The organism is Comamonas sp. B21-038 (genome assembly GCF_022387135.1).
In the GTDB taxonomy this organism is placed as follows: domain Bacteria; phylum Pseudomonadota; class Gammaproteobacteria; order Burkholderiales; family Burkholderiaceae_C; genus Comamonas; species Comamonas sediminis.
In genome coordinates, this window is sequence record NZ_CP092462.1 from 1317058 (window position 1) to 1342791 (window position 25734).

At 62.6% G+C, this 25734-nt stretch carries 23 protein-coding genes; 19 read left to right on the top strand and 4 right to left on the bottom strand.

What is annotated here, in order from left to right; all coding sequences use genetic code 11:
* Positions 1-16 precede the first annotated feature (16 nt).
* From carA to MJ205_RS05880, 6 genes are all read left to right on the top strand, one after another.
* Entirely contained in the window at positions 17-1204 is a 1188-nt protein-coding gene (gene carA, locus MJ205_RS05855) for a glutamine-hydrolyzing carbamoyl-phosphate synthase small subunit (protein WP_239811606.1), read from the top strand.
* Between the two features lie 61 nt (positions 1205-1265).
* Positions 1266-1625 (top strand): hypothetical protein, encoded by a 360-nt coding sequence (locus tag MJ205_RS05860; RefSeq protein WP_239811607.1) that lies wholly within the window; start codon positions 1266-1268, stop codon positions 1623-1625.
* A gap of 64 nt (positions 1626-1689) precedes the next feature.
* Positions 1690-4938 carry a carbamoyl-phosphate synthase large subunit gene (gene carB, locus MJ205_RS05865; protein ID WP_239811608.1) on the top strand — a complete coding sequence of 1083 codons (3249 nt, stop codon included), beginning with the start codon at positions 1690-1692 and terminating at the stop codon, positions 4936-4938.
* Between the two features lie 180 nt (positions 4939-5118).
* Complete coding sequence (gene greA, locus MJ205_RS05870; RefSeq protein ID WP_027010824.1) at positions 5119-5595, top strand: transcription elongation factor GreA; 477 nt, start codon at positions 5119-5121, stop codon at positions 5593-5595.
* Between the two features lie 30 nt (positions 5596-5625).
* Positions 5626-6045, top strand: a complete 420-nt coding sequence (locus MJ205_RS05875; RefSeq protein WP_239811609.1) for a DUF4149 domain-containing protein — start codon at positions 5626-5628, stop codon at positions 6043-6045.
* A gap of 46 nt (positions 6046-6091) precedes the next feature.
* On the top strand, positions 6092-6976 hold the full coding sequence (locus MJ205_RS05880) for a Kdo hydroxylase family protein (RefSeq protein WP_239811610.1): 885 nt from the start codon (positions 6092-6094) through the stop codon (positions 6974-6976).
* Positions 6977-7063: 87 nt separating this feature from the next.
* Here MJ205_RS05880 and MJ205_RS05885 read toward each other — a convergent pair whose 3' ends face one another.
* Positions 7064-7783, bottom strand: a complete 720-nt coding sequence (locus MJ205_RS05885; protein ID WP_239811611.1) for a glycosyltransferase — start codon at positions 7781-7783, stop codon at positions 7064-7066.
* 25 nt (positions 7784-7808) lie between these two features.
* Positions 7809-8282 (bottom strand): YhbY family RNA-binding protein, encoded by a 474-nt coding sequence (locus MJ205_RS05890; protein WP_021026578.1) that lies wholly within the window; start codon positions 8280-8282, stop codon positions 7809-7811.
* A gap of 32 nt (positions 8283-8314) precedes the next feature.
* Between MJ205_RS05890 and MJ205_RS05895 the strand changes: the two genes are divergently transcribed.
* The 6 genes from MJ205_RS05895 (at position 8315) to MJ205_RS05920 (ending at position 15649) form a co-directional block, all read left to right on the top strand.
* Positions 8315-8983: an RlmE family RNA methyltransferase gene (locus MJ205_RS05895; RefSeq protein ID WP_239811612.1), complete on the top strand. Its 669-nt coding sequence runs from the start codon at positions 8315-8317 to the stop codon at positions 8981-8983.
* 189 nt (positions 8984-9172) lie between these two features.
* The gene (gene ftsH / locus MJ205_RS05900) at positions 9173-11095 is read left to right on the top strand and encodes an ATP-dependent zinc metalloprotease FtsH (protein ID WP_239811613.1); all 1923 of its coding nucleotides are present in this window, start codon (positions 9173-9175) and stop codon (positions 11093-11095) included.
* Between the two features lie 66 nt (positions 11096-11161).
* Positions 11162-12019: a dihydropteroate synthase gene (gene folP, locus MJ205_RS05905; protein WP_446715061.1), complete on the top strand. Its 858-nt coding sequence runs from the start codon at positions 11162-11164 to the stop codon at positions 12017-12019.
* A 107-nt stretch (positions 12020-12126) separates the two neighbouring features.
* Entirely contained in the window at positions 12127-13461 is a 1335-nt protein-coding gene (glmM, locus tag MJ205_RS05910) for a phosphoglucosamine mutase (RefSeq protein WP_239811614.1), read from the top strand.
* A gap of 265 nt (positions 13462-13726) precedes the next feature.
* Complete coding sequence (locus tag MJ205_RS05915; protein ID WP_239812674.1) at positions 13727-14479, top strand: GNAT family N-acetyltransferase; 753 nt, start codon at positions 13727-13729, stop codon at positions 14477-14479.
* A 195-nt stretch (positions 14480-14674) separates the two neighbouring features.
* The gene (locus MJ205_RS05920; RefSeq protein ID WP_256460966.1) at positions 14675-15649 is read left to right on the top strand and encodes a 2-hydroxyacid dehydrogenase; all 975 of its coding nucleotides are present in this window, start codon (positions 14675-14677) and stop codon (positions 15647-15649) included.
* 47 nt (positions 15650-15696) lie between these two features.
* Here MJ205_RS05920 and MJ205_RS05925 read toward each other — a convergent pair whose 3' ends face one another.
* The gene (locus MJ205_RS05925; protein WP_239812675.1) at positions 15697-17205 is read right to left on the bottom strand and encodes a Ppx/GppA phosphatase family protein; all 1509 of its coding nucleotides are present in this window, start codon (positions 17203-17205) and stop codon (positions 15697-15699) included.
* 416 nt (positions 17206-17621) lie between these two features.
* Here MJ205_RS05925 and pstS point away from each other — a divergent pair, with 416 nt between their 5' ends.
* The 7 genes from pstS to phoR all read left to right on the top strand — a co-directional run bounded on the left by pstS (position 17622) and on the right by phoR (position 24352).
* Entirely contained in the window at positions 17622-18659 is a 1038-nt protein-coding gene (pstS, locus tag MJ205_RS05930) for a phosphate ABC transporter substrate-binding protein PstS (RefSeq protein ID WP_239811616.1), read from the top strand.
* Positions 18660-18773: 114 nt separating this feature from the next.
* Positions 18774-19745, top strand: a complete 972-nt coding sequence (gene pstC / locus MJ205_RS05935) for a phosphate ABC transporter permease PstC (RefSeq protein WP_239811617.1) — start codon at positions 18774-18776, stop codon at positions 19743-19745.
* Positions 19742-20623, top strand: a complete 882-nt coding sequence (pstA, locus tag MJ205_RS05940) for a phosphate ABC transporter permease PstA (protein ID WP_239811618.1) — start codon at positions 19742-19744, stop codon at positions 20621-20623. The genes pstC and pstA overlap by 4 nt, the downstream gene beginning before the upstream one ends.
* 19 nt (positions 20624-20642) lie before the next feature.
* A complete protein-coding gene (pstB, locus tag MJ205_RS05945) occupies positions 20643-21434 on the top strand; it encodes a phosphate ABC transporter ATP-binding protein PstB (RefSeq protein WP_239811619.1) in 792 nt (263 codons plus the stop codon).
* 43 nt (positions 21435-21477) lie between these two features.
* The gene (gene phoU / locus MJ205_RS05950) at positions 21478-22179 is read left to right on the top strand and encodes a phosphate signaling complex protein PhoU (RefSeq protein ID WP_239811620.1); all 702 of its coding nucleotides are present in this window, start codon (positions 21478-21480) and stop codon (positions 22177-22179) included.
* Between the two features lie 10 nt (positions 22180-22189).
* Entirely contained in the window at positions 22190-22897 is a 708-nt protein-coding gene (gene phoB / locus MJ205_RS05955) for a phosphate regulon transcriptional regulator PhoB (protein WP_021026591.1), read from the top strand.
* A 105-nt stretch (positions 22898-23002) separates the two neighbouring features.
* On the top strand, positions 23003-24352 hold the full coding sequence (phoR, locus tag MJ205_RS05960; RefSeq protein WP_239811621.1) for a phosphate regulon sensor histidine kinase PhoR: 1350 nt from the start codon (positions 23003-23005) through the stop codon (positions 24350-24352).
* Here the strand turns inward: phoR and MJ205_RS05965 are convergent.
* On the bottom strand, positions 24349-25728 hold the full coding sequence (locus MJ205_RS05965) for an MATE family efflux transporter (protein ID WP_239811622.1): 1380 nt from the start codon (positions 25726-25728) through the stop codon (positions 24349-24351). The genes phoR and MJ205_RS05965 overlap by 4 nt on opposite strands.
* Positions 25729-25734: the final 6 nt, after the last annotated feature.

Consider the following 25734-nt stretch of genomic DNA (forward strand, 5'->3'; position numbering starts at 1 on the left):
CCATCCGGAGAACCCAGTGTTTTTGTCTCAACAGAGCGCGTTTCCTCCCGCCATCCTGGCGCTCGCAGACGGCACGGTCTTTATTGGCAACTCAATCGGTGCGCAAGGCACCACGACCGGCGAAGTGGTGTTCAACACCGCGATGACCGGTTACCAGGAAATCCTCACCGACCCCAGCTACTGCCAGCAGATCGTGACACTCACGTATCCGCATATCGGCAACTACGGGATCAATGCGGAAGATATTGAGTCCGACAAAGTCTTTGCTGCTGGCCTGATCATCAAGAATCTGCCACTGCTGGCCAGCAATTTCCGAAGCACGGAAACCCTGTCGGAATACCTGATTCGCAGCAAGACGGTCTCCATCGCCAACATCGATACCCGCAAGCTCACCCGCCTGCTGCGCGACAAGGGTGCGCAAAACGGCGCCATCGTGGGCCTGGCCGCGGGCGAGCAGGTCTCGCAAGCACGCATCGATGAAGCCATTGCCGCCGCCCAGGCCGCGCCCAGCATGAAGGGTCTGGATCTGGCCAAGGTGGTCAGCGTGTCGCAGTCCTACGAATGGGTGCAGACCGAATGGCAACTGGCGCGCGCCGATGGCACGCCCGGCTACGGCAAGCTGCAGGACCATAGCTTCCACGTGGTCGCCTATGACTACGGCGTCAAGAAGAACATCCTGCGCATGCTGGCCGAGCGCGGCTGCCGTGTGACGGTGGTGCCGGCCCAGACGCCTGCCGCTGAAGTGCTGAAGTACCAACCCGATGGCGTGTTCCTGTCGAACGGCCCCGGCGATCCAGAGCCTTGCGACTATGCGATCGACGCTGCGCGCACCATCATGGACAGCGGCGTGCCGACCTTCGGTATCTGCCTGGGCCACCAGATCATGGCGCTGGCCTGCGGTGCCAAGACCTTCAAGATGCAAAACAGCCACCACGGTGCCAACCACCCTGTGAAGGACTTGGACTCGGGCCGCGTCTGCATCACCAGCCAGAACCATGGCTTTGCGGTGGACCTGGACACCTTGCCGGCCAACACCCGCGCCACGCATGTGAGCCTGTTCGATGGCACCTTGCAAGGCATGGAGCGTACCGACCGGCCTGCCTTCTGCTTCCAGGGTCACCCCGAAGCCTCGCCAGGCCCGCATGATGTGTCGTACCTGTTCGACCGTTTTGTGAACCTGATGCGCGAGCACAAGAAGGCCTGATGCCAGGCGCCTTCTGCCGCCGCCCGCGCCTGCGCACGATGAACCCAAGGAATATGCTGCCGTGAAACTTTTTTCTTTTCCTGTTGCCACCCTAGAAAAAGCGATCAGCAAGCGCATCATGACCTTGCCGCCCGAACACAAGGAGTGGTTCATGGCGCGCTGGCAGCAAAAGCCCTATAAAAAATCATTCCTCGACAACAAGGCCTTGCCGCTGGTGACCATCGTGTCCAAGTGCAAGTCCATGTCGGACGAGGACTTCGACCAGGTGATGGCCGAGTGGGACGCCAAGTTCTACGAAGCCGAGGCGCAGGTACTGCGCCCCATGGTGCAAGGGGATGGTCTGCTGCAACTGATGCAGAAGAACCTGCCCGAGGCCCGTGTCCTGGCCATTTTAAACAAATTAGATACCGACCGCGTATAAACCCAGCGCTCGGCGGCTGCCCACGATGCAGCCAGCCAGCGCGCGCGACTGCAAGGCGAGCCTCATGTCTAAACGCACCGATCTCAAAAGCATTCTCATCATTGGCGCCGGCCCGATCATCATCGGCCAGGCCTGCGAATTCGACTACTCCGGCGTGCAAGCCTGCAAGGCGCTGCGCGAGGAGGGCTACAAGGTCATCCTGATCAACAGCAACCCTGCGACGATCATGACCGATCCGGCGACAGCCGATGTCACCTATATCGAGCCCATCACCTGGCAGACGGTCGAGAAGATCATCGCCAAGGAGCGTCCCGATGCGATCCTGCCCACCATGGGTGGCCAGACAGCGCTGAACTGCGCGCTGGACCTGTGGAAGAACGGCGTGCTCGACAAGTACAAGGTCGAGCTGATCGGCGCGAAGCCCGAAGCCATCGACAAGGCCGAAGACCGCCTCAAGTTCAAGGACGCGATGACCAAGATCGGGCTGGGCTCGGCCCGCTCGGGTATCGCACACAGCATGGACGAGGCCTGGGATGTACAACGCCAGGTGGGCTTCCCCACCGTGATCCGCCCCAGCTTCACCCTGGGCGGCACCGGCGGCGGTATTGCCTACAACCCCGAAGAATTCGAAGTCATCTGCAAGCGCGGTCTGGAGGCGTCGCCGACCAACGAGCTGCTGATCGAGGAATCGCTGCTGGGCTGGAAAGAGTACGAGATGGAAGTGGTGCGCGACACCGCCGACAACTGCATCATCGTCTGCTCGATCGAGAACCTGGACCCGATGGGCGTGCACACCGGTGACTCGATCACCGTGGCCCCTGCGCAGACCCTGACCGACAAGGAATACCAGATCCTGCGCAATGCCTCGCTGGCCGTGCTGCGCGAGATCGGTGTGGACACCGGTGGCTCCAACGTGCAGTTCTCGATCAACCCCAAGGATGGCCGCATGGTCGTCATCGAGATGAACCCGCGCGTCTCGCGCTCGTCGGCGCTGGCCTCCAAGGCCACGGGCTTCCCGATTGCCAAGATCGCTGCCAAGCTGGCCGTGGGTTTCACCCTCGACGAGCTGAAGAACGACATCACCGGTGGCAAGACCCCCGCGTCGTTCGAGCCGACCATCGACTACGTGGTCACGAAGATTCCGCGTTTTGCGTTCGAGAAGTTCCCGACCGCCGACAACCGCCTGACCACGCAGATGAAGTCCGTGGGCGAAGTGATGGCCATGGGCCGTACCTTCCAGGAGTCGTTCCAGAAAGCGCTGCGCGGTCTGGAAGTGGGCGTGGATGGCATGAACGAAAAGACCCAGGACCGCGAGATCCTGGAAAAGGAACTGGGCGAGCCCGGCCCCGACCGCATCTGGTATGTGGGTGATGCGTTTGCGGCCGGCTGGTCGCTGGACGAAGTGCACAATATCACCAAGATCGACAAGTGGTTCCTGGTGCAGATCGAAGAGATCGTCAAGCTGGAACTGGCACTGGACAAGCATACCGAAGCCCAGGGCGATGACAAGGCGCTGGCCGCGCTGTCGGCCGACGATCTGCGCAGCCTCAAGCAAAAGGGCTTCTCGGACCGCCGTCTGGCCAAGCTGCTGCACACGACCGACAAGGCCGTGCGCGAAGCGCGCCATGCGCTGAATGTGCGTCCCGTGTTCAAGCGCGTCGATACCTGCGCGGCCGAGTTCTCGACCAACACGGCCTACATGTACTCGACCTACGACGAAGAGTGCGAAGCCCAGCCCAGCGACAAGAAGAAGATCATGGTGCTCGGCGGCGGCCCCAACCGCATCGGCCAGGGCATCGAGTTCGACTACTGCTGCGTGCATGCCGCGCTCGCGATGCGCGAGGATGGTTATGAAACCATCATGGTCAACTGCAACCCCGAAACCGTATCGACCGACTACGACACCTCGGACCGCCTGTACTTCGAGCCCGTGACCCTGGAAGACGTGCTGGAAATCGTCGCCGTCGAAAAGCCCGTCGGCGTGATCGTGCAGTACGGTGGCCAGACCCCGCTGAAGCTGGCGCTGGCGCTGGAAGAGGCCGGTGTGCCGATCGTCGGCACCACCCCCGACATGATCGACGCGGCCGAAGACCGTGAGCGCTTCCAGCAGATGCTGCAGACCTTGAACCTGCGCCAACCCCCGAACGCCACCGCGCGTACCGAGACGCAGGCGATGGAACACGCCCGCGAGCTGGGCTACCCGCTGGTGGTGCGCCCCAGCTATGTGCTGGGTGGCCGCGCGATGGAGATCGTGCACGAGGAGCGCGACCTGGAGCGCTACATGCGCGAGGCGGTCAAGGTCTCCAACGATTCGCCGGTGCTGCTGGACCACTTCCTGTCCAACGCGATCGAGTGCGATGTGGACTGCGTGCGTGACCGCACCGGCAAGGTCTTCATCGGTGGCGTGATGGAGCACATCGAGCAAGCGGGCGTGCACTCCGGTGACTCGGCCTGCTCGCTGCCCCCTTACTACCTGAGCAAGGCGACGGTGGACGAGATCAAGCGCCAGACCGCAGCGATGGCCGAAGGCCTGAACGTGGTGGGCCTGATGAACGTGCAGTTCGCGATCCAGGAGCGCGACGGCAAGGACATCATCTATGTGCTGGAAGTGAACCCGCGTGCTTCGCGTACCGTGCCTTTTGTCTCCAAGGCCACCGGCATCCAGCTGGCCAAGGTCGCGGCACGTTGCATGGTCGGCGATACGCTCGAAGAGCAGGGCATCACCGAAGAGGTGACCCCGCCTTACTTCAGCGTCAAGGAGGCCGTGTTCCCGTTCGTCAAGTTCCCTGGTGTGGACACCATCCTCGGCCCCGAGATGAAGTCCACCGGTGAAGTGATGGGGGTGGGCAAGACCTTTGGCGAAGCCTATGTGAAGAGCCAGCTGGGTGCAGGCACCAAGCTGCCGCGTTCGGGCAAGGTGTTCCTGACCGTGAAGAACGCCGACAAGCCCCGCGCCGTGCAGATTGCCAAGGAACTGGCGAGCATGGGCTTCCAGCTCTGCGCCACCCGTGGCACGGCCGCTGCGATTGCCGATGCCGGTATCGAGGTGCAGACGGTCAACAAGGTGACCGAGGGCCGCCCGCACATCGTGGACATGATCAAGAACAATGAAATTGCGATGGTCATCAACACCGTGGAAGAGCGCCGCAACGCGATTGCCGACTCCCGGGCCATCCGTACCAGCGCCTTGCTGGCCCGGGTGACCACGTTCACGACCATCTTTGGTGCCGAGGCGGCGGTCGAAGGCCTGCGCAACATGGATGATCTGGAGGTGTACTCGGTGCAGGAGCTGCACGCCAGCCTGCAGCGCTGATCGCAGCGCCGTTCGCCGATTTTTGTTGCCAGGCTCAAAAATCGGCATAATAGAGACTGCCTCGCAACCGCCGCGCTCCCCAGCGCGGCGGTTTGCTTTTGAACCCCCGCCGCTTAGCAGGCGGATGTCTACCAGATGCCAGCCACAGTGCTGGCATCTTGACTGTTTGTGGAGACCGAGATGGCCACTATCCCCATTACCAAGCGCGGTGCAGAAAAGCTCAAGGAAGAGCTGCAACGCCTCAAGACCGTGGACCGCCCAGGCGTCATTGCGGCCATTGCGGAAGCCCGCTCGCATGGCGATCTGAGCGAAAACGCCGAATACGATGCGGCCAAAGACCGCCAGGGCTTTATTGAAGGCCGCATCCAGGAAGTGGAGGCCAAGCTGTCGGCCGCCCAGATCATTGACCCCTCGCAGCTCGATGCGGGCGGCAAGGTGGTGTTTGGCGCCACGGTGGACCTGGCCGATGAGGACAGCGGCGATCCGGTGACCTACCAGATCGTGGGTGAAGACGAGGCCGACCTCAAGCAAGGTCTGATCAACGTCTCCAGCCCCATTGCACGCGCACTGATCGGCAAGGAAGAGGGCGACACCGCCGTCGTTCAAGCCCCCGGTGGCGAGCGCCGCTACGAAGTCGTGGCCGTGCGCTACCTCTAAAGCCATCGGCCACTGCGTACCGAGCCCGCGATGAAACACCGCCTGCCTGTTTTCGCTGCCGCGCTGTGGTGGGGCAGTCTGTCGGCCATTGGCTTCATGGCCGTGCCGATGCTGTTTGCCAACCTGCCGCAGGCATCGATGGCGGGCTTCATGGCTGCCAAGCTGTTTGCGGCGCAGACCTGGGTGTCGCTGGCCTGTGGTCTGGTGCTGCTGGTGCTGGCCAAGGACAAGGCCAGCAACACCATCCAGCCCTGGGCCCGTGCGGCCTTGGGCTTTGTGCTGGCGGGCATGCTGATGGCGCTGGTCGTGCAATACGGCATATCGCCCAAGATCGTGCAGCGCGAGAACCTCAAGCTCTGGCACGGCCTGGGCACCTTGCTGTATGCGCTGCAGTGGCTGTGTGCCGCCCTGGTGCTGTGGCGGACATCCGCACCAGCACCACGGGCTTGATCTGGCCCAAGGCGATCGCCCGCCGCCGCGCTACACTGGGTGTGCCATGCAATCTCCCATCGTTTCCATAGACGCCAATGACTGGCGCAACACACCGGGCCGTCCGGAATGGACGGCCGCCGTGGAATCCGGCAAGGTGCTGTATTTCCCTCAACTCGCGTTTGCACTCTCCGACCAGGAAAAGACGCTGCTGCGCCCCGATGTGCGCGACCCCAAGTCGCGCAACATCAGCCTGAATGTGGATGGCAGCATCAAGGGTGTTGCCGGAGACGCGGCCACACAGGCGGCCGTTGCGGCCATGGTTACGCGCTTTCGTGCGCAGGCGACCGCGCTGATTGCCGGCCTGTTCCCCGACTACATGCCGCTGGTGCGCATGGCCCCCACGAGCTACCGTCCCTCGCAGGTGGAGACCCGTGCCCAGTCCTGGCGTGCTGACGACAAGCGCATGCATGTGGACGCCTTTCCGTCGCGGCCCAACTACGGCGAGCGTATCCTGCGCGTATTCAGCAATGTGAACCCCGATGGCCAGCCCCGCGTCTGGCGCGTGGGCGAGCCTTTCGAGGATGTGGCGCGCAAGTTTCTGCCCCGTGCCAAGCCCTATGTGGCATGGCAGGCCAAGGCGCTGGCCCTGCTGCATGTGACCAAGTCGCTGCGCAGCGAGTACGACCACCTGATGCTGCAGCTGCACGATGGCATGAAGGGCGACATGGACTACCAGCGCAATGCGCCGCAGGAGACCGTGCCCTTTGCCGCCGGCTCCAGCTGGGTCTGCTTCTCGGACCAGGCGGTGCATGCCGTCATGTCGGGCCAGTACATGCTGGAGCAGACTTTCTTCCTGCCTCCGGGCAAGGAGTACAACCCGGATGCGAGCCCGCTGGCGATCTTGACGCGCATGCAAGGCCATGCGCTGGTGGCGGCGGACCAGCGCTGATCCTGCTGAACCAAAGCCCAGGGCGGGCCACAAAAAAAGGCGTTGATCACAGAGATCAACGCCTTTGGTTTTTATGGGTAGGCTGGTTCAACCCCAGGCCTTTTCAATCCAGCGGGCTGGCTGGATATGGTGGAAGCGCTTGTTGCGCAGGCCTTGCAAGGCATCGGGCGGATTGACCTCACCGTGGAAGATGACGATGCGCGCATCGGCAGGCGGCACCGGCTCTTTCCAGTAGTTGCTCGGCCAGGTGGGGATGCAGTAGTACTTGAAGCTCGGGCACCAGGCGGCAGGCCAGTAATCGAGCTTGCCCTGCTGGTGCAGGAAATGCGACAGGTACTCCTGCTCATTGCGGTACTGGGCGCGCAGCTGCTCGGTGTTGGCGCGGAAGTTGGCCAGCACATCGGCGTGAGCGCCCAAGGTAAAGCGGTAGACCGAGGAGTTGCCGACAATGCGTTTGCCAAAGCGCCAAAAACGCGGGTAATCGTGGATGATGCGAAATTCACCTGGCAGGGTAAAGAACTCGTCCAGGCTGCCGACGATCACCACATCCAGGTCCAGGAACAGCGCCTGGCCTTGGAGGCCATACAGATCCTGCTCGAAGGTGGTGAGCTTTTTCCAGGCCCCATCGCGCTGGCCGGGGGCCAGCTGGATGTTCAGGTCCGGAATCGGGTGGCATTCCACTTCGCTGCGAATCCCTTGCGTGTCGTCGGTCAGGCAGACAAAGCGAAAATCGCCACTCAGATGGCGGCGAACCATGGCGTACAGCCGATTGACATAGTCGGGGCCATATTTGGTACCCCATTTCATGCAAAGGATGTGGCGATCGGTCACACTAGCTGCCCTGCTGCTTTTTGATCGACTTTTGCTTGGGCTTGGCGCGCTTGACCTGGCCGCCGGCCGTCAGGCGCTGGTTGCCGAGGATGCGGATCTGCTTGACCTCGGGCTTTTGCCAGACGTTCTTGCTGAACTTGAGCACCTTGACTTCGCGTGGACCGGCCTTGCGGTCTTCATCGAGTTGCTTTTCCTTCTCGGGCATTGGGCGCCACAGCACCAGCAGCTTGCCGATGTGCTGGATAGGCGCTGCATTGAGCGAGTCGGTCAGCTTCAGGAAGATGGCCTCGCGGTTGGCGCGGTCATCGGAGAAAACACGGATCTTGATCAGGCCATGGGCATTCAGGGCCAGGTCGACCTCTTTTTCGACGGCTTCGGTCAAGCCGTCACCGCCAATCAGAACCACGGGGTCAAGGTGGTGGGCTTCGGCGCGGTGCTCGCGACGTTGGGCGGGAGTAAGTTGTATTTGGGGCATAGCCCGTATTATCGGGGCTCCCGGGAGAAAACATGAAAGTTAGTACTAAAACCAAGAAGGTCAACAAGACTTGGCTCAATCAGCACATCAATGACCCCTATGTGCGGGCAGCGCAAAAAGACGGCTACCGCGCCCGTGCGGTCTACAAGCTCAAGGAAATCGACGAGCACTTCAAGCTGATCCGGCCGGGTGATGTGGTGGTCGATCTGGGCTCCACGCCGGGCGCCTGGAGCCAGTACGTGCGCCGCCGCCTCTCGCCCGAGGGCGCTGCCGTGGGTGAGCTCAACGGCGCCATCATCGGGCTGGACATGCTGCCGATGGAGCCCATCGAAGGTGTGGATTTCATCCTGGGCGATTTTCGCGAGCAGGAAGTGCTGGACCAGCTGGAGGCGACGCTGGCCAAGCGCCGCGTCGATGTGGTGATCTCGGACATGGCGCCCAATCTGTCGGGCGTGGAAAACGTGGACGCCGCCCGTATCGCCCACCTGATCGAGCTGGCCGTGGACTTTACCTGCCAGCATATGAAGCCCGAGGGCACCTTGGTGGTCAAGCTGTTCCATGGCAGTGGCTACTCGCAACTGGTGGATTTGTTCAAGCAGACCTTCCAGGTCGTCAAACCTTACAAACCCAAGGCCTCGCGTGACAAATCCTCGGAAACCTATTTGATCGGCATCCGTCTCAAACCCGAGGCGCAGCGTTGAGCCAGAAGCGGCAGCGCCCGAGACGGGATGTTTTGAGGTTGCTTAAACACTGAGACAATAGGCTTACTGAGCAATCCTGCGTGCCACCAAGGGGATAGCGCAAGCATTTACCCTTGAAAGTCCTAAAATAGTGCATATCTGACACAGCAGATTCTGTGTCTTTTCTGATTTCCTACTACTGGAGCCCCCTTGAACAATCAGTGGTTTTCTAAGATCGCCGTATGGCTTGTCATTGCCATGGTGCTGTTCACCGTGTTCAAGCAATTGGACAACCGTGCAGGCGCCAGCGCGAACAAGATCCCGTATTCCGAGTTTTTGCAAGACGTCCGCAATGGCCGCATCAAGACCGCGACCCTGCAGGAGAGCCCTGCCGGCACGGTGATCACGGCGACGACCGGTGACGATCGCAAGCTCCAGACCACGGCGACCTACATGGACCGTGGCCTGGTTGGCGACCTGATCAACAACAACGTCAAGTTCGACGTGAAGGAGCGCGAAGAGGGCTCGCTGCTGATGAGCCTGCTGATCAGCTGGGGCCCGATGCTGCTGCTGATCGGGGTCTGGGTCTACTTCATGCGCCAGATGCAAGGCGGTGGCAAGGGCGGGGCGTTCAGTTTTGGCAAGTCCAAGGCGCGCATGCTCGACGAAAACAACAACAGCGTCACCTTTGCCGATGTGGCCGGTTGCGACGAGGCCAAGGAAGAAGTCAAGGAAGTCGTCGATTTCCTGAAGGACCCCAACAAGTTCCAGAAGCTGGGCGGCCGCATTCCCCGTGGTCTGCTGCTGGTCGGCCCTCCCGGTACCGGCAAGACCTTGCTGGCCAAGTCCATTGCCGGCGAAGCGAAGGTGCCGTTCTTCTCGATCTCCGGCTCCGACTTCGTGGAAATGTTCGTCGGAGTCGGTGCTGCCCGTGTGCGTGACATGTTCGAGAACGCGAAGAAGAATGCGCCTTGCATCATCTTCATCGATGAAATCGATGCCGTCGGCCGCCAGCGTGGCGCCGGCATGGGCGGTGGCAATGACGAGCGCGAGCAGACCTTGAACCAGATGCTGGTCGAGATGGATGGTTTCGAGACCAACATGGGCGTGATCGTGGTGGCTGCCACCAACCGTCCCGACATCCTCGATGCCGCCTTGCTGCGTCCCGGCCGTTTCGACCGCCAGGTCTATGTGACCCTGCCTGATGTGCGTGGCCGCGAACAGATCCTGAACGTGCACATGCGCAAGATCCCCGTGGGCCAGGATGTGAACCCCAACATCATCGCCCGTGGCACGCCCGGCATGTCCGGTGCCGATCTGGCCAACCTGTGCAACGAAGCTGCGCTGATGGCGGCCCGCCGCAATGCACGCACGGTGGAGATGCAGGATTTCGAAAAGGCCAAGGACAAGATTTTCATGGGCCCGGAGCGCAAGTCTGCGGTGATGGACCCCGAAGAGCTGAAGAACACGGCCTACCACGAAGCCGGCCATGCGCTGATCGGCAAGTTGCTGCCCAAGTGCGATCCGGTGCACAAGGTCACCATCGTGCCGCGTGGCCGTGCGCTGGGCGTGACGTTCACCCTGCCTGAGAAGGACCGCTACGGTTACGACAAGGAATGGGCGCTGAGCCGTATCGCCATGCTGTTTGGCGGCCGGATTGCCGAAGAAGTGTTCATGAACCAGATGACCACGGGTGCATCGGATGACTTCAACAAGGCCACCCAGCTGGCACGTGACATGGTCACCCGCTACGGCATGACCGATGCGCTGGGCCCGATGGTCTATGCGGAGCAGGAAGGCGAGCCTTTCCTGGGCCGTTCGATGAGCAAGCCGAGCAACATCAGCGAAGAGACGATGCAGAAGGTGGATGCCGAAGTGCGCCGCATCATCGACGAGCAGTACAGCCTGGCGCGTAAACTGATCGAAGAGCACAGCGACAAGATGCATGCGATGGCCAAGGCCATGCTGGAGTGGGAAACCATCGACGCCGAGCAGCTGGACGACATCATGGCCGGCAAGGCGCCCCGTCCTCCGAAGGATTGGACGCCACGCAACCCTCCGTCGAGCAGCAATGACGGCGGCGCAGGCGGCAGCCCCACGGTGGTGACCGAGCCTGCACACAACGCCGTCTGATCGCGATAGACAGCACCGAAAAGCGCTCTCACCGAGCGCTTTTTTTATTGACACAAGGACCTTCTGATGCGCCACTGGCAAACCACCCGCTTTCGTATCGATCTGACCCAGCCGCAGGTGATGGGCATCGTCAATGTCACGCCGGATTCGTTCTCGGATGGCGGCAGCCACGAGGGCGTCTCTGCCGCAATGATCCATGCGGAAAAGCTGCTGGCCGAAGGCGCACATATTCTGGATATCGGCGGTGAATCGACCCGCCCTGGCAGCCCTGCGGTGCCGCTGGAGGAAGAGTTGCGCCGGGTGCTGCCGGTGGTGAAGGCGGCCGTGGCCCTGCAGGTGCCGGTCTCCGTCGATACCTACAAGCCCGAGGTGATGCAGGCGGTGCTGGACCTGGGCGCCGACATCATCAACGACATCTGGGCGCTGCGCCAGCCAGGCGCGCAGGCCGTGGTGGCCCGCCATGCGCAGTGCGGCGTCTGCCTGATGCACATGCATGCCAACCCCCAGACCATGCACCAGCAGCACATGGCGCAGGAGGGTGATGTGACAGCCGAGGTGCTGGACTTTTTGCAAAGCCATACCCGCAGCCTGGAGGCACTGGGCGTGCAGGCCGAGCGCATCGTCTGGGATGCCGGCACCGGATTTGGCAAAAGCCCGGGCCAGAACTTTGCGTTGCTGCAGCAGCAGCCGCGCCTGGCTGCGGCGGGCTACCCGCTGCTGGCAGGCTGGTCGCGCAAGGGGTCGCTGGGCAAGGTGACGGGGCGTGTGGTGGGCGAGCGCATGCCCGCCAGCATTGCGGCCGCGCTGTTGTCCGTGGAGCATGGCGCCGCCATTGTGCGCGTCCATGACGTGCGCGAGACCTGCGATGCGCTGGCCGTGCTGCAGGCCATGCGCGCACCGCATGCGCTCGATGCACAGGGCTGACCCGGTTTGCAGATGACACAGTGGGCCAGCCGCTACACTGCTAAGCGCCATGCACCGCCGATGGCACCGTTTGACTTTCTCCCTCGCCCTCCACAACAAAGAACACTATGGCACGACAGTATTTTGGAACCGATGGCATCCGTGGTACGGTAGGCAAGCCGCCGATCACCCCTGATTTTGTATTGCGCCTGGGCCATGCGGTGGGCCGGGTGCTGCGCCGCGAGCAAGAGCGGCCCACCGTGCTGATTGGCAAGGACACCCGCATCTCGGGCTATATGCTCGAAAGCGCGCTGGAGTCGGGTCTCAATTCGGCCGGCGTCGATGTGGTGCTGCTGGGGCCTTTACCGACCCCCGGCGTGGCCTACCTGACACGCGCCCAGCGCGCCAGCTTGGGTGTCGTCATCAGCGCCAGCCACAACCCCTTTGACGACAACGGCATCAAGTTCTTCAGCGCCGAAGGTGCCAAGCTGCCCGACAGCTGGGAAGAGTCGGTGGAAGCTGCGCTGATGGAGGGTTTTGACTGGGTGCCTTCGGCAGCGCTGGGCAAGGCCCGCCGTCTGGACGATGCGCCTGGCCGCTACATCGAGTTCTGCAAGAGCACCTTTGACCACCGCCTGACCTTGCGCGGGCTGAAGATCGTCGTCGATGCCGCGCACGGCGCCGCCTACCACATTGCCCCCAAGGTGTTCCACGAGCTGGGGGCGGAGGTCATCACCATCGGCTGCCATCCCGATGGCCTCAACATCAACCACGATGTCGGGGCAACCCACCCCGATGCACTGGTGCGCTCGGTGCGCTCCAATGGCGCCGATCTGGGGGTGGCACTGGATGGCGATGCCGACCGGTTGCAACTGGTCGATGCCAAGGGGCGGCTGTACAACGGCGACGAGCTGCTGTATCTGATGGCGATGGACCGTCTGCGCCGTGGCAAGAAGGTACCAGGCGTAGTAGGCACCTTGATGACCAACCTGGCGGTCGAGGCAGCGTTGCAAAAGCAAGGCGTGGAGCTGGTGCGTGCCAAGGTGGGTGACCGCTATGTGCTCGAAGAGCTGCAGCGCCGCAACTGGGTGCTGGGCGGTGAGAGTTCGGGCCACCTGCTGGCGCTGGACAAGCACACCACCGGCGACGGCCTTGTCAGTGCATTGCAGGTGCTGCAGGCCTGTGTGAGCCGCAACCAGAGCGTGGCCGAGCAGCTCGACGGTGTGAGCCTGTGCCCCCAGGTGCTGCTCAATGTGCGCTTGCAGCCGGGGCAGGACTGGCGCGGCAACACCCAGCTGGCCGAGCTGGAACGCAGCATCACCGCCGATTTTGCCGGTCAGGGCCGGGTGCTGATCCGCCCCAGTGGCACCGAGCCGCTGCTGCGGGTGATGGTGGAGGCTTTTGATGCGGCCCGGGCCAGCCGCTGCGCCGAGCAGCTGGCAGAAGTGGCGCGGCAGTCCTGAGCCCCGTTGGGCGAAGGGCCCAGTGGTGTGCAGTTGTGACATTTTTAATAAATGTGTAATGCGCTGAACATCTTGCTGTCATGTGTGGATATGACACTGAAGTCGCTCTGTATCAGCCCGTAAGCACAGGCCCCGCAAGGAGGCCGGTCAGCATCGCCGGGTGGCAGGGCGCTACAGGAGCTCTGCCATGCACAACAAACACAGCTTTTTCAGCGCATCCGAGACCGCCCTTGTCACGACCCCGGCGCCCCCGCAGCAGGCGCCCATGCCGGCGCCCGCAGCAGCGCCCCAGCCACTGGAGATCGAGGTTTCCTGGGCCTGCCACCTCGACGAGGTGCGCGAAGCCCAGCGCCTGCGCCACCAGATCTTTGCCGGCGAGATGGGGGCGCAGTTGCAAACCAGCCTGGAAGGCCATGATGTAGACGCCTTTGACGACTACTGCGAACACCTGCTGGTGCGCCAATGCCAGAGCAGGCAGGTGATCGGCACCTACCGCCTGCTGACGCCCGCCCAGGCGCTGCGGGCCGGCCGCACCTATTCAGACGGCGAGTTTGACCTCAGCGCCATTGATGCATTGCGCACGCGCATGGTCGAGCTGGGCCGCAGCTGCGTGCATCCGGACTACCGCCAGGGCGGCGTGATCATGGCGCTGTGGGGTGCGCTGGCCAGCTTCATGCTGCGCAACAAGCTCGATGTGATGATGGGCTGCGCCAGCATTCCGATGTGGCACAACGGCATTGTCAGCGGTGACGCCGCCGCCAGCATCTGGCGCCAGCTGCTGGCCAAGGGCCAGATTTCGAGCGAGTACCGTGTGGTGCCGCACCTGCCGCTGCCGCTGGAGCAGCTCAACGACCGGGTGGATGTCGAGCCGCCAGCGTTGATCAAAGGCTACCTGCGGGTGGGCACCGAGGTGATTGGCGCCCCTGCCTGGGATCCGGACTTCAACACCGCCGATCTGCCGATGCTGATGCAGCTGGACCGCCTGCCTCCACGCTACCGCAAGCACTTCCTGGGTTGATGGCGGTAGCCGCTTGCGGGCGCTCCCAAGCCTGTAGCACCGGACGCCTGGTGCAAGTGACGGTTCACGTTGTGGGGCCATACCACGGTGGCAACGTAGGCCTACTGACGCGATGTAAATAAGCCTAGTGGAAAGTCCTCATAATCAAAACACTGCTGGTGGTACAGGCAGTGTTTTTTGCTATCCAAAGGACTTATGGTGAGCTCTCTCTCGCAATCCCCACAATCGCCGATTACCTTGCTGGTATTCAATCCCATGGCTGAGCCACTGCTCGAGCAGATCCGTGCGCATGCCCAGGTGGTGTATGCGCCAACGCCCGAACTGCGTGCCAGCGCGGTGGCTTCGCACGGCAGCCAGGCACAGGCGGTGCTGACCATTGGCTCGATTGGGCTCACGGCCGAAGAGATCGCCCAGATGCCGCAGCTCCGCCTGGCCTGCACCTTGGGTGCAGGCTATGAGGGGTTGGCGCTGGACGCATTGCGCGCACGCGGCATTGTGCTGGCGACCGGGGCGGGCACCAATGACACCAGTGTGGCCGACCACAGCTTTGGTCTGATCCTGGCATCGGTGCGCAATTTCCGCACATTGGACCAGCAAGCCCGTGCCGGTGTGGACCGCTACAGCCTGGCCCATCCGCCCAGCGTGTCGGGCAAGAAGCTGGGGATTCTGGGTCTGGGCCATATTGGTCTGAAGATCGCCAGGCGGGCCGAAGGTTTTGACATGCCGGTGGGCTACCACAACCGCCAGCCCAAGGCGGGCGTGGCCCACCGCTATTTCGACTCGCTCCATGCGCTGGCCAGCTGGGCGGATATCCTGGTCTGCGCCACTCCGGGCGGCCCCGGCACCAAGCATCTGGTCAATGCCCAGATTCTGCAGGCGCTGGGCCCCAACGGTTACCTGATCAATATTGCGCGCGGCTCGGTGGTCGACACGCTGGCACTGGCTGCCGCCTTGAAGGACGGCACCATCGCAGGCGCCGGCATCGATGTGTACGAAAGCGAGCCGCACCGCCCTGAGCCGCTGGTCGATCTGCCCAATATCCTCATCACGCCCCATGTGGCCGGCTGGTCACCCGAGGCCACGCAGGCGAGCCTGGAGCAGTTCATCGGCAACCTGACCGGGGTGTTCTCCGGCAAAGGCGCCGTAGCGCCTGTCGACCTGGGCGCTTGAGCGGCAAAAAACACCCGGGCCGTTGCCGGCCTGGGTGTACAGCGCATTTATTTGGCGGCGATGCCCAGCGCCTGCTTGAACTGGAAGGCGTACGGCGTCTTCTGCCAGGCCAGCACTTCCTCTTCCAGCAGATAGGCCGATTGGGGGAACTGCTCGGCCCAGCCTGCGGCCACCTTGAGCGACCATTTTTCGGTCTTGTCGCGCAGACAAACCTGGTCGAGCGCCGGGTCGCGGCGCGCATGGCACAGCAGGGTGGCCAGGCGCAGGCACAGCAGCTCCAACGCAAAATCGCGGTCTTGCAGAAAGGCCTCGACCTTGCGCAGCTTGCCATGTTGGGCCAGCACCAGCGCTGCCAGATGGGACAGCTCGGTCTGCGTAAAGCCGGGCACATCGCTGTGGCCCAGCACATAGGCGCCGTGGTGGTGGTAGTCGGTATGGGAGATCAGGCAACCGATCTCATGGAGCTGGCTGGCCCAGTCCAGCATCGGCGATTGCAGCTCTGCCGGCTCGGTCGCACCGGCGTAGCGGCGCGCCTGTTCGTACAAGGCTGCCGCAGTGCGCTGCACGCGGCCTGCCTGCGTGCGGTCCACCTGGTAGCGTTCCTTGAGCGCGGCAATCGTGCGGTGGCGGATATCGCTGAACTCCTCGTGCTGCACCATGTCGCGCAGCAGGCCCTGGCGCAGCGCGCCGCTGGCAATGCGCAGCTCCTGGATCTGCAGCAGGTCAAACACTGCGCAAAGCACGGTCACGCCGCCGCCAATGACTGCACGGCGCTCTTCCTTGAGGCCTTCCAGCCGCAGCTGGCTGGCGTTGCCCGCTGCCAACAATTGCTCGCACAGCCAGTGCAACTGCTCGCGCGTCACCACATCGGGGTGGCCGCCGTACAGTGCAAGCACATCGGCAATGGCGTTGGCGGTGCCCGAGGTGCCATAGGCGCTGTCCCAACTGCCGGGCACAAAATGGTGGGCTGCTTCTTCCATGACGGCCTGGGCCGCAATCTGCGCGGTCTTCAGCGCTGATTTGCTGAACTCGCCTTGCGGAAAATAGCGCAGCGACCAGGCAACGCTGCCGACCGGAAACGAGGCGACACGCTGCGAGGTATAGCGCTGGCCCAGAATCAGCTCGGTGGAGCGGCCACCAATGTCGACGACCAGACGCCGCTCGTCGGACGGGGGCAGGGAATGGGCCGCGCCCTGGTAGATCAGGCGCGCTTCCTCGGGCCCGGAGATGATGCTGATCGGGTAACCCAGAATCTGGTTGGCACGCTGGATGAAGACGTCGCTGTTGCGCGCCTCGCGCAAGGTCTGCGTGGCTACGGCGCGCACATGTGCGGCGGGAAAGCCGGCCAGCCGCTCGGCAAAGCGCGCCAGGCAGTCCCAGCCGCGCTGCATTGCCTCGGCGGTCAACATGCCTTGCTCATCCAGCCCGGCGCCCTGGCGTACCATTTCCTTGAAATATTGCACGCGTTCAATATGGCCCGCTGCATAGCGGCCCACTTCGAGGCGGAAACTATTGGATCCCAGATCCACGGCGGCAAGCAAGGTGCCATCAAGCATAAGTGTCGTCATCTATCGGTTCTGCAGTCCAGGCAGGCAGCATAGCACCAGGGGACCGTCTGCAAGGGCTGCCATGGTCCGAACGAGGCCTCGGGCGATTCGCTGCATTGTCTTTCTTGCCCATAGTTCACGATGGACTGCAAAAGGCGGCTTGCCTCTCATCCCGATCCGCGTCCATCCCGCTAGGCGATGGCTGTGTACGGGATCCCTCGGCTCCTGTACCTGCGTTGTACAGCGGCATGCTGACAAAACTTAAAAGTAAGTCTTTCGCGTGACTCTAATATGACAATCCTGTGCGGCGTTGTTGTGTGACATCGACCTCCGTACGAGGCAAAGATGACGAAAAATGTCATATCAATGTCACATACCTTTTTTACAGTTCACTCCATTGCGTTTCATCACCAACAGGAGTTTTCATGAAAGTGTCCGCGATTCGAGTGCTGGTTGCCGGTCTGGTTGCCGCCGGTGCATTTGCCCAGGTTCACGCCCAGGAGGCTACCGGTGCCGGCGCAAGCTTCCCAGCGCCCCTGTATTCCAAGTGGGCCGCTGACTACAACAAGGCGACGGGCGTCAAGATCAACTACCAATCGGTGGGTTCGAGCGCAGGCATCAAGCAGATCGATGCCAAGACGGTGGACTTTGGTGCCTCCGACATGCCTTTGAAGGACGAAGAGCTGGCACAAAAGGGTCTGGTGCAGTTCCCCACCGTGATCGGCGGCATTGTGCCCGTGGTCAACATCAAGGGCATTGCGCCCGGTCAGCTCAAGCTCAACGGTCAGGTGCTGGGCGACATCTACCTGGGCAAGATCACCAAGTGGAATGACCCAGCGATCACCGCGCTGAACCCAGGCGTGGCTCTGCCAGACGCCACCATCGCTCCCGTGCGCCGTGCTGACGGCTCGGGCACGACCTTTGGCTTCACCAACTACCTGTCCAAGGTCAACACCGAGTGGAAGGAAAAAGTGGGTGAGGGCGCTGCCGTGAACTGGCCTACCGGTGCCGGTGGCAAGGGCAACGAAGGCGTGGCCGCGTATGTGGGCCGCCTGCCCAACTCCATCGGCTATGTCGAGTACGCCTACGTCAAGCAAAACAAGATGGTGTTCGCCCAGCTGCAAAACGCCGACGGCCACTTTGTCAGCCCGGAGAGCGCCAACTTCAAGGCCGCTGCTGCCGGTGCGGACTGGAACAAGAGCTTCTACCAGATTTTGAACAACCAGCCTGGCAAGGATGCATGGCCCATCACCTCGGCGACCTTCATCCTGATGCGCAAGCTGCAGGAAAAGCCAGCCCAGGGCACCACTTCGCTGAAGTTCTTCGAGTGGGCCTATACCTCCGGTGACGGCACGGCGGACGGCCTGGACTACGTGCCAATGCCTGCCAGCGTCAAGGACATCATCTACAAGTCCTGGGGCGAGATCAAGGACGCCAGCGGCAAGGCTGTGTTCGCGAAGTAAGTCGAAAATAGGAGGGGCCGCTCGAGTAGCGGCCCTTTCCCACACTGAATGGAATCACAAGTGTCGACATCCTTTCCTGTTCAAAACAAAACGGTTGCCGCCGGCAAAGCGCAGATGCAATCGAGCCAACCTCCATCGCGCAAGCCATGGCTTTCCAACTCCGTCGCTGACGGCTTTTTTGCGTTCCTGGCACGCGGTGCAGCGGTGCTGACCCTGGGTCTGCTGCTGGCCATCATGGTCTCGCTGATCGTTGGCGCCTGGCCAGCCATCCGCGAATACGGCATCGGATTTTTCTTCAGCAGTGAATGGGATCCTGTCCAGAACCGCTATGGCGGTCTGGTGATGATCTACGGCACCTTGGCCACCTCGTTTATCGCGCTGCTGATTGCAGTGCCTGTCAGCTTTGGCATTGCGCTGTTCCTGACCGAGCTGTCGCCCGTCTGGCTCAAGCGCCCGCTGGGTACCGCCATTGAACTGCTCGCTGCCGTGCCATCGATCGTCTACGGCATGTGGGGCCTGATGGTATTTGGCCCCTTGCTGGCCACCTATGTGCAGCAGCCGCTGCAAAACCTGTTTCAAGGCGTTCCTTATCTGGAAGCCTTTTTCTCCGGCCCGCCGGTCGGTATCGGTATTTTCTCGGCCGGTGTCATCCTGGCCATCATGGTCATCCCCTTCATTGCATCGGTGATGCGCGATGTGTTCGAGGTCACCCCTGCGCTGCTCAAGGAGTCGGCCTATGGCCTGGGCTCGACCACCTGGGAAGTGATGTGGAAGGTCGTGCTGCCCTACACCAAGACCGGTGTGTTCGGTGGCGTGATGCTGGGCCTGGGCCGCGCGCTGGGCGAGACCATGGCCGTCACGTTCGTGATCGGCAACATGAACCAGCTCAACTCGCTGTCGGTCTTCGAAGCGGCCAACAGCATCACCTCGGCCCTGGCCAACGAGTTCGCCGAGGCCGGTGAAGGCCTGCACCAGGCATCGCTGATCTACCTGGGCCTGGCGCTGTTCTTCATTACATTCATCGTGCTGGCATGCTCCAAACTGCTGCTGAGCCGCCTGCAAAAGAACGAAGGAGCCCGCGCATGACCACCGGAGAAAGCTTGATCCAGGCCTCGGACCTGGCCGCCCAGCGCGCCGCCAAGTACCGCGTGCGCAACCGCGTCAACAAGATCGCCATCGCGCTGTCGCTGGCAGCCATGGCGTTCGGTGTGTTCTGGCTGGTCTGGATTTTGTGGGAAACCCTGCGCCTGGGCGTGGGCGGGCTGAGTGTGGCACTGCTCACCCAGATGACGCCTGCCCCCAATGAAATCGGCGGTATCGCCAACGCCATCTGGGGCTCGCTGGTGATGGTGACCTTGGCCACCTTCGTCGGCACGCCGATCGGCGTGATGGCCGGTATCTACCTGGCCGAGTACAACAAGACCGGCTGGCTCGCGTCGGTGACGCGCTTTGTCAACGACATTCTGCTGTCGGCGCCGTCCATCGTGATCGGTCTGTTTGTCTACACGATGATCGTCATCCGCTTCAAGAGCTTCTCCGGTTATGCCGGCGTGGTGGCGCTGGCGCTGATCGTGATTCCGGTGGTCATTCGCACCACCGAGAACATGCTGATCCTCGTGCCATCGAGCTTGCGCGAAGCCGCCTACGCGCTCGGTACGCCGAAGTGGAAGGTCATCAGCATGGTGACCCTGCGTGCAGCCCGCGCAGGGGTGATCACCGGTGTGCTGCTGGCCGTGGCCCGCATCGCCGGTGAAACCGCTCCGCTGCTGTTCACCGCCCTGAACAACCAGTTCTGGAACACCGACCTGTCCAAGCCGATGGCGAGCCTGCCGGTCACCATCTTCAAGTTTGCGATGAGCCCTTATGAAAACTGGCAGCAACTGGCCTGGGCAGGCGTCTTCCTGATCACGCTGGCCGTGCTGGGTCTGAACATTCTTGCGCGCAGCATGGCGCGCCAAAAATAAGCATTCACAGGTGAACCCTATGTTGACGAAAACCAATGCGGCAAATGCCAGTGCACTGAACTCCAAGATCTCGGTGCGGGACCTGAACTTCTACTACGGCAAATTCCACGCGCTCAAGAACATCAACCTGGAAATCCCGGAAAACAAGGTGACGGCCTTCATCGGCCCATCGGGCTGCGGCAAGTCGACCTTGCTGCGCACCTTCAACCGCATGTTCGAGCTCTACCCCGAGCAGCGCGCCGAAGGCCAGATCGTGCTGGATGGCGAGAACCTGCTGACCAGCAAGCAGGACGTGGCGCTGATCCGCGCCAAGGTCGGCATGGTCTTCCAAAAGCCCACGCCGTTCCCGATGTCCATCTACGACAACATCGCCTTTGGCGTGAAGCTGTTCGAAGACCTGGGCAAGAGCGACATGGAAGAGCGCGTGGAGTGGGCGCTGCGCAAGGCCGCACTGTGGACTGAGGTCAAGGACAAGCTGGGTCAAAGCGGATCGGGCCTGTCCGGTGGCCAGCAGCAGCGTCTGTGCATTGCCCGCGGCATTGCGATCAAGCCCGAGGTGCTGCTGCTTGACGAGCCCTGCTCGGCGCTCGATCCGATCTCGACCGCGAAGGTCGAGGAGCTGATTGCCGAGCTCAAGGACGACTACACCGTGGTGATCGTGACCCACAACATGCAGCAAGCCGCGCGTTGCAGCGACTTCACGGCCTACATGTACCTGGGCAGCCTGATGGAGTTCGGTGCGACCGAACAGATGTTCTTCAAGCCTCAGCGCAAGGAGACCGAAGACTACATCACCGGTCGCTTCGGCTGAGCCGGCGCGGCGATGCCAACCCCAACAACGAAAAGGGCCTGATATGACAGAAAAGCACCTCTCATCGCAGTTCGACAGCGAGCTCAACAGCATCTCCTCACGCGTGATGGAACTGGGCGGTCTGGTCGAATCCCAGATCCAGCAGGCCATCTATGCGCTGTCGCAGTTCAGCACCGAGGCCGTCGCACGGGTGGAAGAGCAGGAAAAGCGCGTCAACCAGCTGGAAGTGGACATCGACTACGAGCTGTCGACGATCATTGCGCGCCGCCAGCCCACGGCCCGCGACCTGCGCCTGCTGATCGCGTTTTCCAAGGCCACGGCCAACCTCGAGCGCATGGGCGACGAAGCCCACAAGATGGCGCGCATGGTCGGCTCCATCATCGACAGCGGTGCGGCCCGCTCGCTGCCGACGTCGGACCTGCGCGTGGCCGCCGAGCTGGCTTCGGGCCTGCTGCGCAAGACCTTGGACGCCTTTGCCCGCCTGGACACGGCAGCGGCCGTATCGATCCTCAAGGAGGACGACCTGATCGATGCCGAGTTCGATGGCTTTGTGCGCAAGCTAATCACCTACATGATGGAAGATCCGCGCAAGATCTCCCCGAGCCTGGACCTCCTGTTCCTGGCCAAGGCCATCGAGCGCATCGGTGACCACTCCAAGAATGTGGCCGAGCTCATCATCTACCTGGTCAAGGGCATTGATGTGCGCCACACCACGATGGACGAAATTGAATCGAGTGTTTTGTAAAGCCTGAGTTATGAAAAAACTGCCACGCGTACTCATTGTCGAAGACGAGCCCGCGATTGCCGAGCTGATCGCGGTGAACCTGCGGCACAACGGCTGCCTGCCCATCTGGGCAGAGGATGGTGATGCTGCACAGCGCGAACTGGACGCGGTGCTGCCCGATGTGATCTTGCTGGACTGGATGCTGCCGGGCCAAAGCGGCCTGTCGCTGGCGCGCAAATGGCGTGCCGATGCGCGTGTCAAGGGCATTCCGATCATCATGCTGACAGCGCGCGGCGATGAGCCCGACAAGATCGCCGGTCTCGATGCCGGTGCCGATGACTACATCACCAAGCCGTTCTCCACGCAGGAGTTGTTGGCCCGCATCCGTGCGGTGCTGCGCCGGCGCATTCCCGAGCAGGTCAACGACAGTGTGACGATTGGCGAGTTGGTGCTGGATGCGGCCACGCACCGCGTGACCTTCCAGGGTGAGCTGCTGAAGCTCGGTCCCACCGAGTTCAAGCTGCTGCACTTTCTGATGAAGCATGCCGAGCGTGTCCACTCGCGTTCGCAGTTGCTGGACAAGGTCTGGGGCGACCATGTGTTCATCGAGGAGCGCACCGTGGACGTCCACGTCAAGCGGCTGCGTGAGGCCCTGGGGGCTGCCAATGTGATGGTGGAGACCGTGCGCGGTGCCGGCTACCGTATCACCGGCCAGCCCCAGGCGCTGCAGCGCGCATAGCCTTGCACCGTGCCGGGGATGCGGAGATACTGCCGCATCCGGGCACCTGGGGTTTCGTAGGCTGCGCTGGTCGCAGCTTTTTTTGTTTTTGAGCGTTAGGCTTGCATGCTGTTTCGCATTGTCAGTTTTTTGGTGTTTCAGGCCCTGGGCGCAGCGCTGGGGTGGTGGCTGGGCCAGCTGCCCGGCGCGTTGTTGCTGGCCATCATTGGCGCATGGTGCTGGTTCCTGATCGATATGTGGCGGGCCAGCAAGGTGGTGGGCTGGCTGCGGCATGGGGATGTCGATGCGGCGCCCCAGTTGCTGGGCCAGTGGGGCGAGGCGGCCGACCGGGCGCGCCGGCTGGTGCGCCAGCTGCAGAAGAACGAGGCGCAGGCCGATGACCGGCTGCACCAGGTGCTGACGGCCATCCAGGCGTCACCCAACGGCGTGGTGCTGCTCGATGAGCACAGCCATATCGAATGGTGCAACCAGACTGCATGCGACCACTTTGGCTTCAACCTGGAGCGTGACCACATGCAGGTGATTACCAACCTGGTGCGCGCGCCGGAATTCATCGGCTATTTCAACGCCAACAATTTCAGCAAGGATGTGGTGATGGTCAGCCCGGTCGTGCGTGCTGCCAGCCCGATGCGCATTTCGGTGCAGATGTTTCCCTACGGCGGCAACCGCAAGCTGCTGCTGTCGCGCGATGTCACCTCCCTGGAGCTGGCCGATGCGATGCGGCGTGACTTCGTGGCCAATGTCTCCCATGAAATACGCACGCCGCTGACCGTGCTGACCGGCTTCATCGAGACCCTGCAGACCCTGCCGCTGAGCGCCGAAGAGCGCACCCAGTATCTGGGCTTGATGTCCAACCAGGCCCACCGCATGCAGGGGCTTGTGGTCGATCTGCTGACCCTGTCACGCCTGGAAGGCAATCCGCCCCCCAGCCTCAACGAATGGGTCAGCGTCGGCAGCCTGCTCAAGCGCTGTGAGGAAGACGCCCATGGTCTGGCACGCATGATTGCCAAAGAGGGCGACAAGCCTTTGCAACTGTTCTTTCCAGATGCGAACGCGGAGGCGGGCGACTATGAGTTGGCAGGCGCGGGCAACGAGCTGCAAAGCGCGCTGTCCAACCTGGTCAACAATGCCGTGCGCTACACGCCGGCGGGTGGCGAGATCCGGGTGCAGTTCAGCCGCCAGCCCGATGGCTCGGGCCGGGTCAGCGTCACCGACACCGGCCCTGGCATCGCGCCCGAGCATATCCCGCGCCTGACCGAGCGTTTCTACCGCCTGGACCGCAGCCGCTCGCGCGACACCGGGGGTACCGGCCTGGGCCTGGCGATTGTCAAGCATGTGCTGCAGCGCCATGGCGCGCAGCTGCAGATCCGCAGCACGATCGGCAAGGGTTCGGAATTCAGCGTAGTGTTTCCGCCGTCGCGCGTGCGCAAGCAGCTCGCAGAAGAGCTGGTTTAACGGCCCTGGCGCACCGCGCGAGCGGTCACCCGGTGCAGCAGGACCAGGAAGCAGGCCGCAGCCAGCATCAGCGCACTGGCAGCGCACATCCAGAAGGCGATCGGCGAACCCATCGCTGCGTGGCCGGCGATGCCGTGGTAGGCGAGCTGAAAGCCGCCCCACAGGCCCACACCCCAGAGCAGGCTGCAGTACACCAGCAAAGGGGTGACGGTGATGCGGTAGCTGCGCAGCACAAAGATCGACACCGTCTGGCTGGCATCGGCCAGGTGGTAGAGGCTGACCCAGCCCAGCAGGCCCAGCGCAATGGCGGCCACCTCTGGCGTTGCGGTGTAGATCGGCACGATCCAGCCCTTGGTCAGCCAGACCAGCAATGCCAGCGTAGCCGCCAAGCCCATGGCGCTGAACAGGCCCAGAAACACCACCTGGCGCGCCCGCGCCTCATCGCCGGCGCCGCGCCAGTAGCTGGCGCGCGCGCTGGTCGCAATGGCCAGCGACAGCGGCACCATGTACATCAGCGCGGTGACATTGGCGGCAATCTGGTGCGCGGCCGATGAGGCCGTGCCCATGCGCGCCACGTAGAGCGCCATCAGGGTGAACGAGGTGATCTCGACCAGGATCGACAGGCTGGCCGGCACCCCCAATTGCGCAAACTGCGCCAAGGTGGGCCAGTGCGGCCGCTCCAGGCGGCGCCAGATATCGGCCGGTGCATAGACGGACTGGCTGCGCAGCAACCACCAGCCCAGCGCGCAGAGCAGAAAATTGACCACAAAGGTGGCCCAGGCGCAGCCCAGCACGCCCATTGGCGCCAGGCCCAGGCCACCAAAGGTGAACCAGACGGACAGCGGCAGCTTGACGAGCAAGGACATGGCCTGCAGCCAGGTGACCATCTTGGGCTTGCCCAGCGACTGGCTCAGCGTGCTGAAGATGCGGAACAGCAGCGCTGCCGGCAGGCTCCAGCCGATGATGGCCAGGTAGCTCCGGACCAGCGATTGCAGCTCTTGCGGCACCTCGGTCCAGCGCAGGATCGGTGCGGGGTTGAACAGCACGGCCCAACCCAGCAAGGTGGCGGCCAGGCAGATGTAGAGCGACTGGCGCAGCGAGGCGCCAATCTCGGCATGGCGGCGCGCGCCGTGCATCTCCGACCAGATCGGCATCAGCGCCTGCAGCAGGCCCATCAGCGAGACGTAGACCGTCACAAAGATGGCCGAGCCCACCGACAGCGCCGCCAGCGAGGCTTCGGCATGGCGGCCGGCGACGATGGTGTCGACGACGCCAAAGCCCATCACGGCAATCTGGCCGACAAACACCGTCCCCGCATGCTTGGCCAGCACCCGCATATCGCGGCCTGCCAGCAGGCGCGTCAATCTCTCCCGCATAGACAC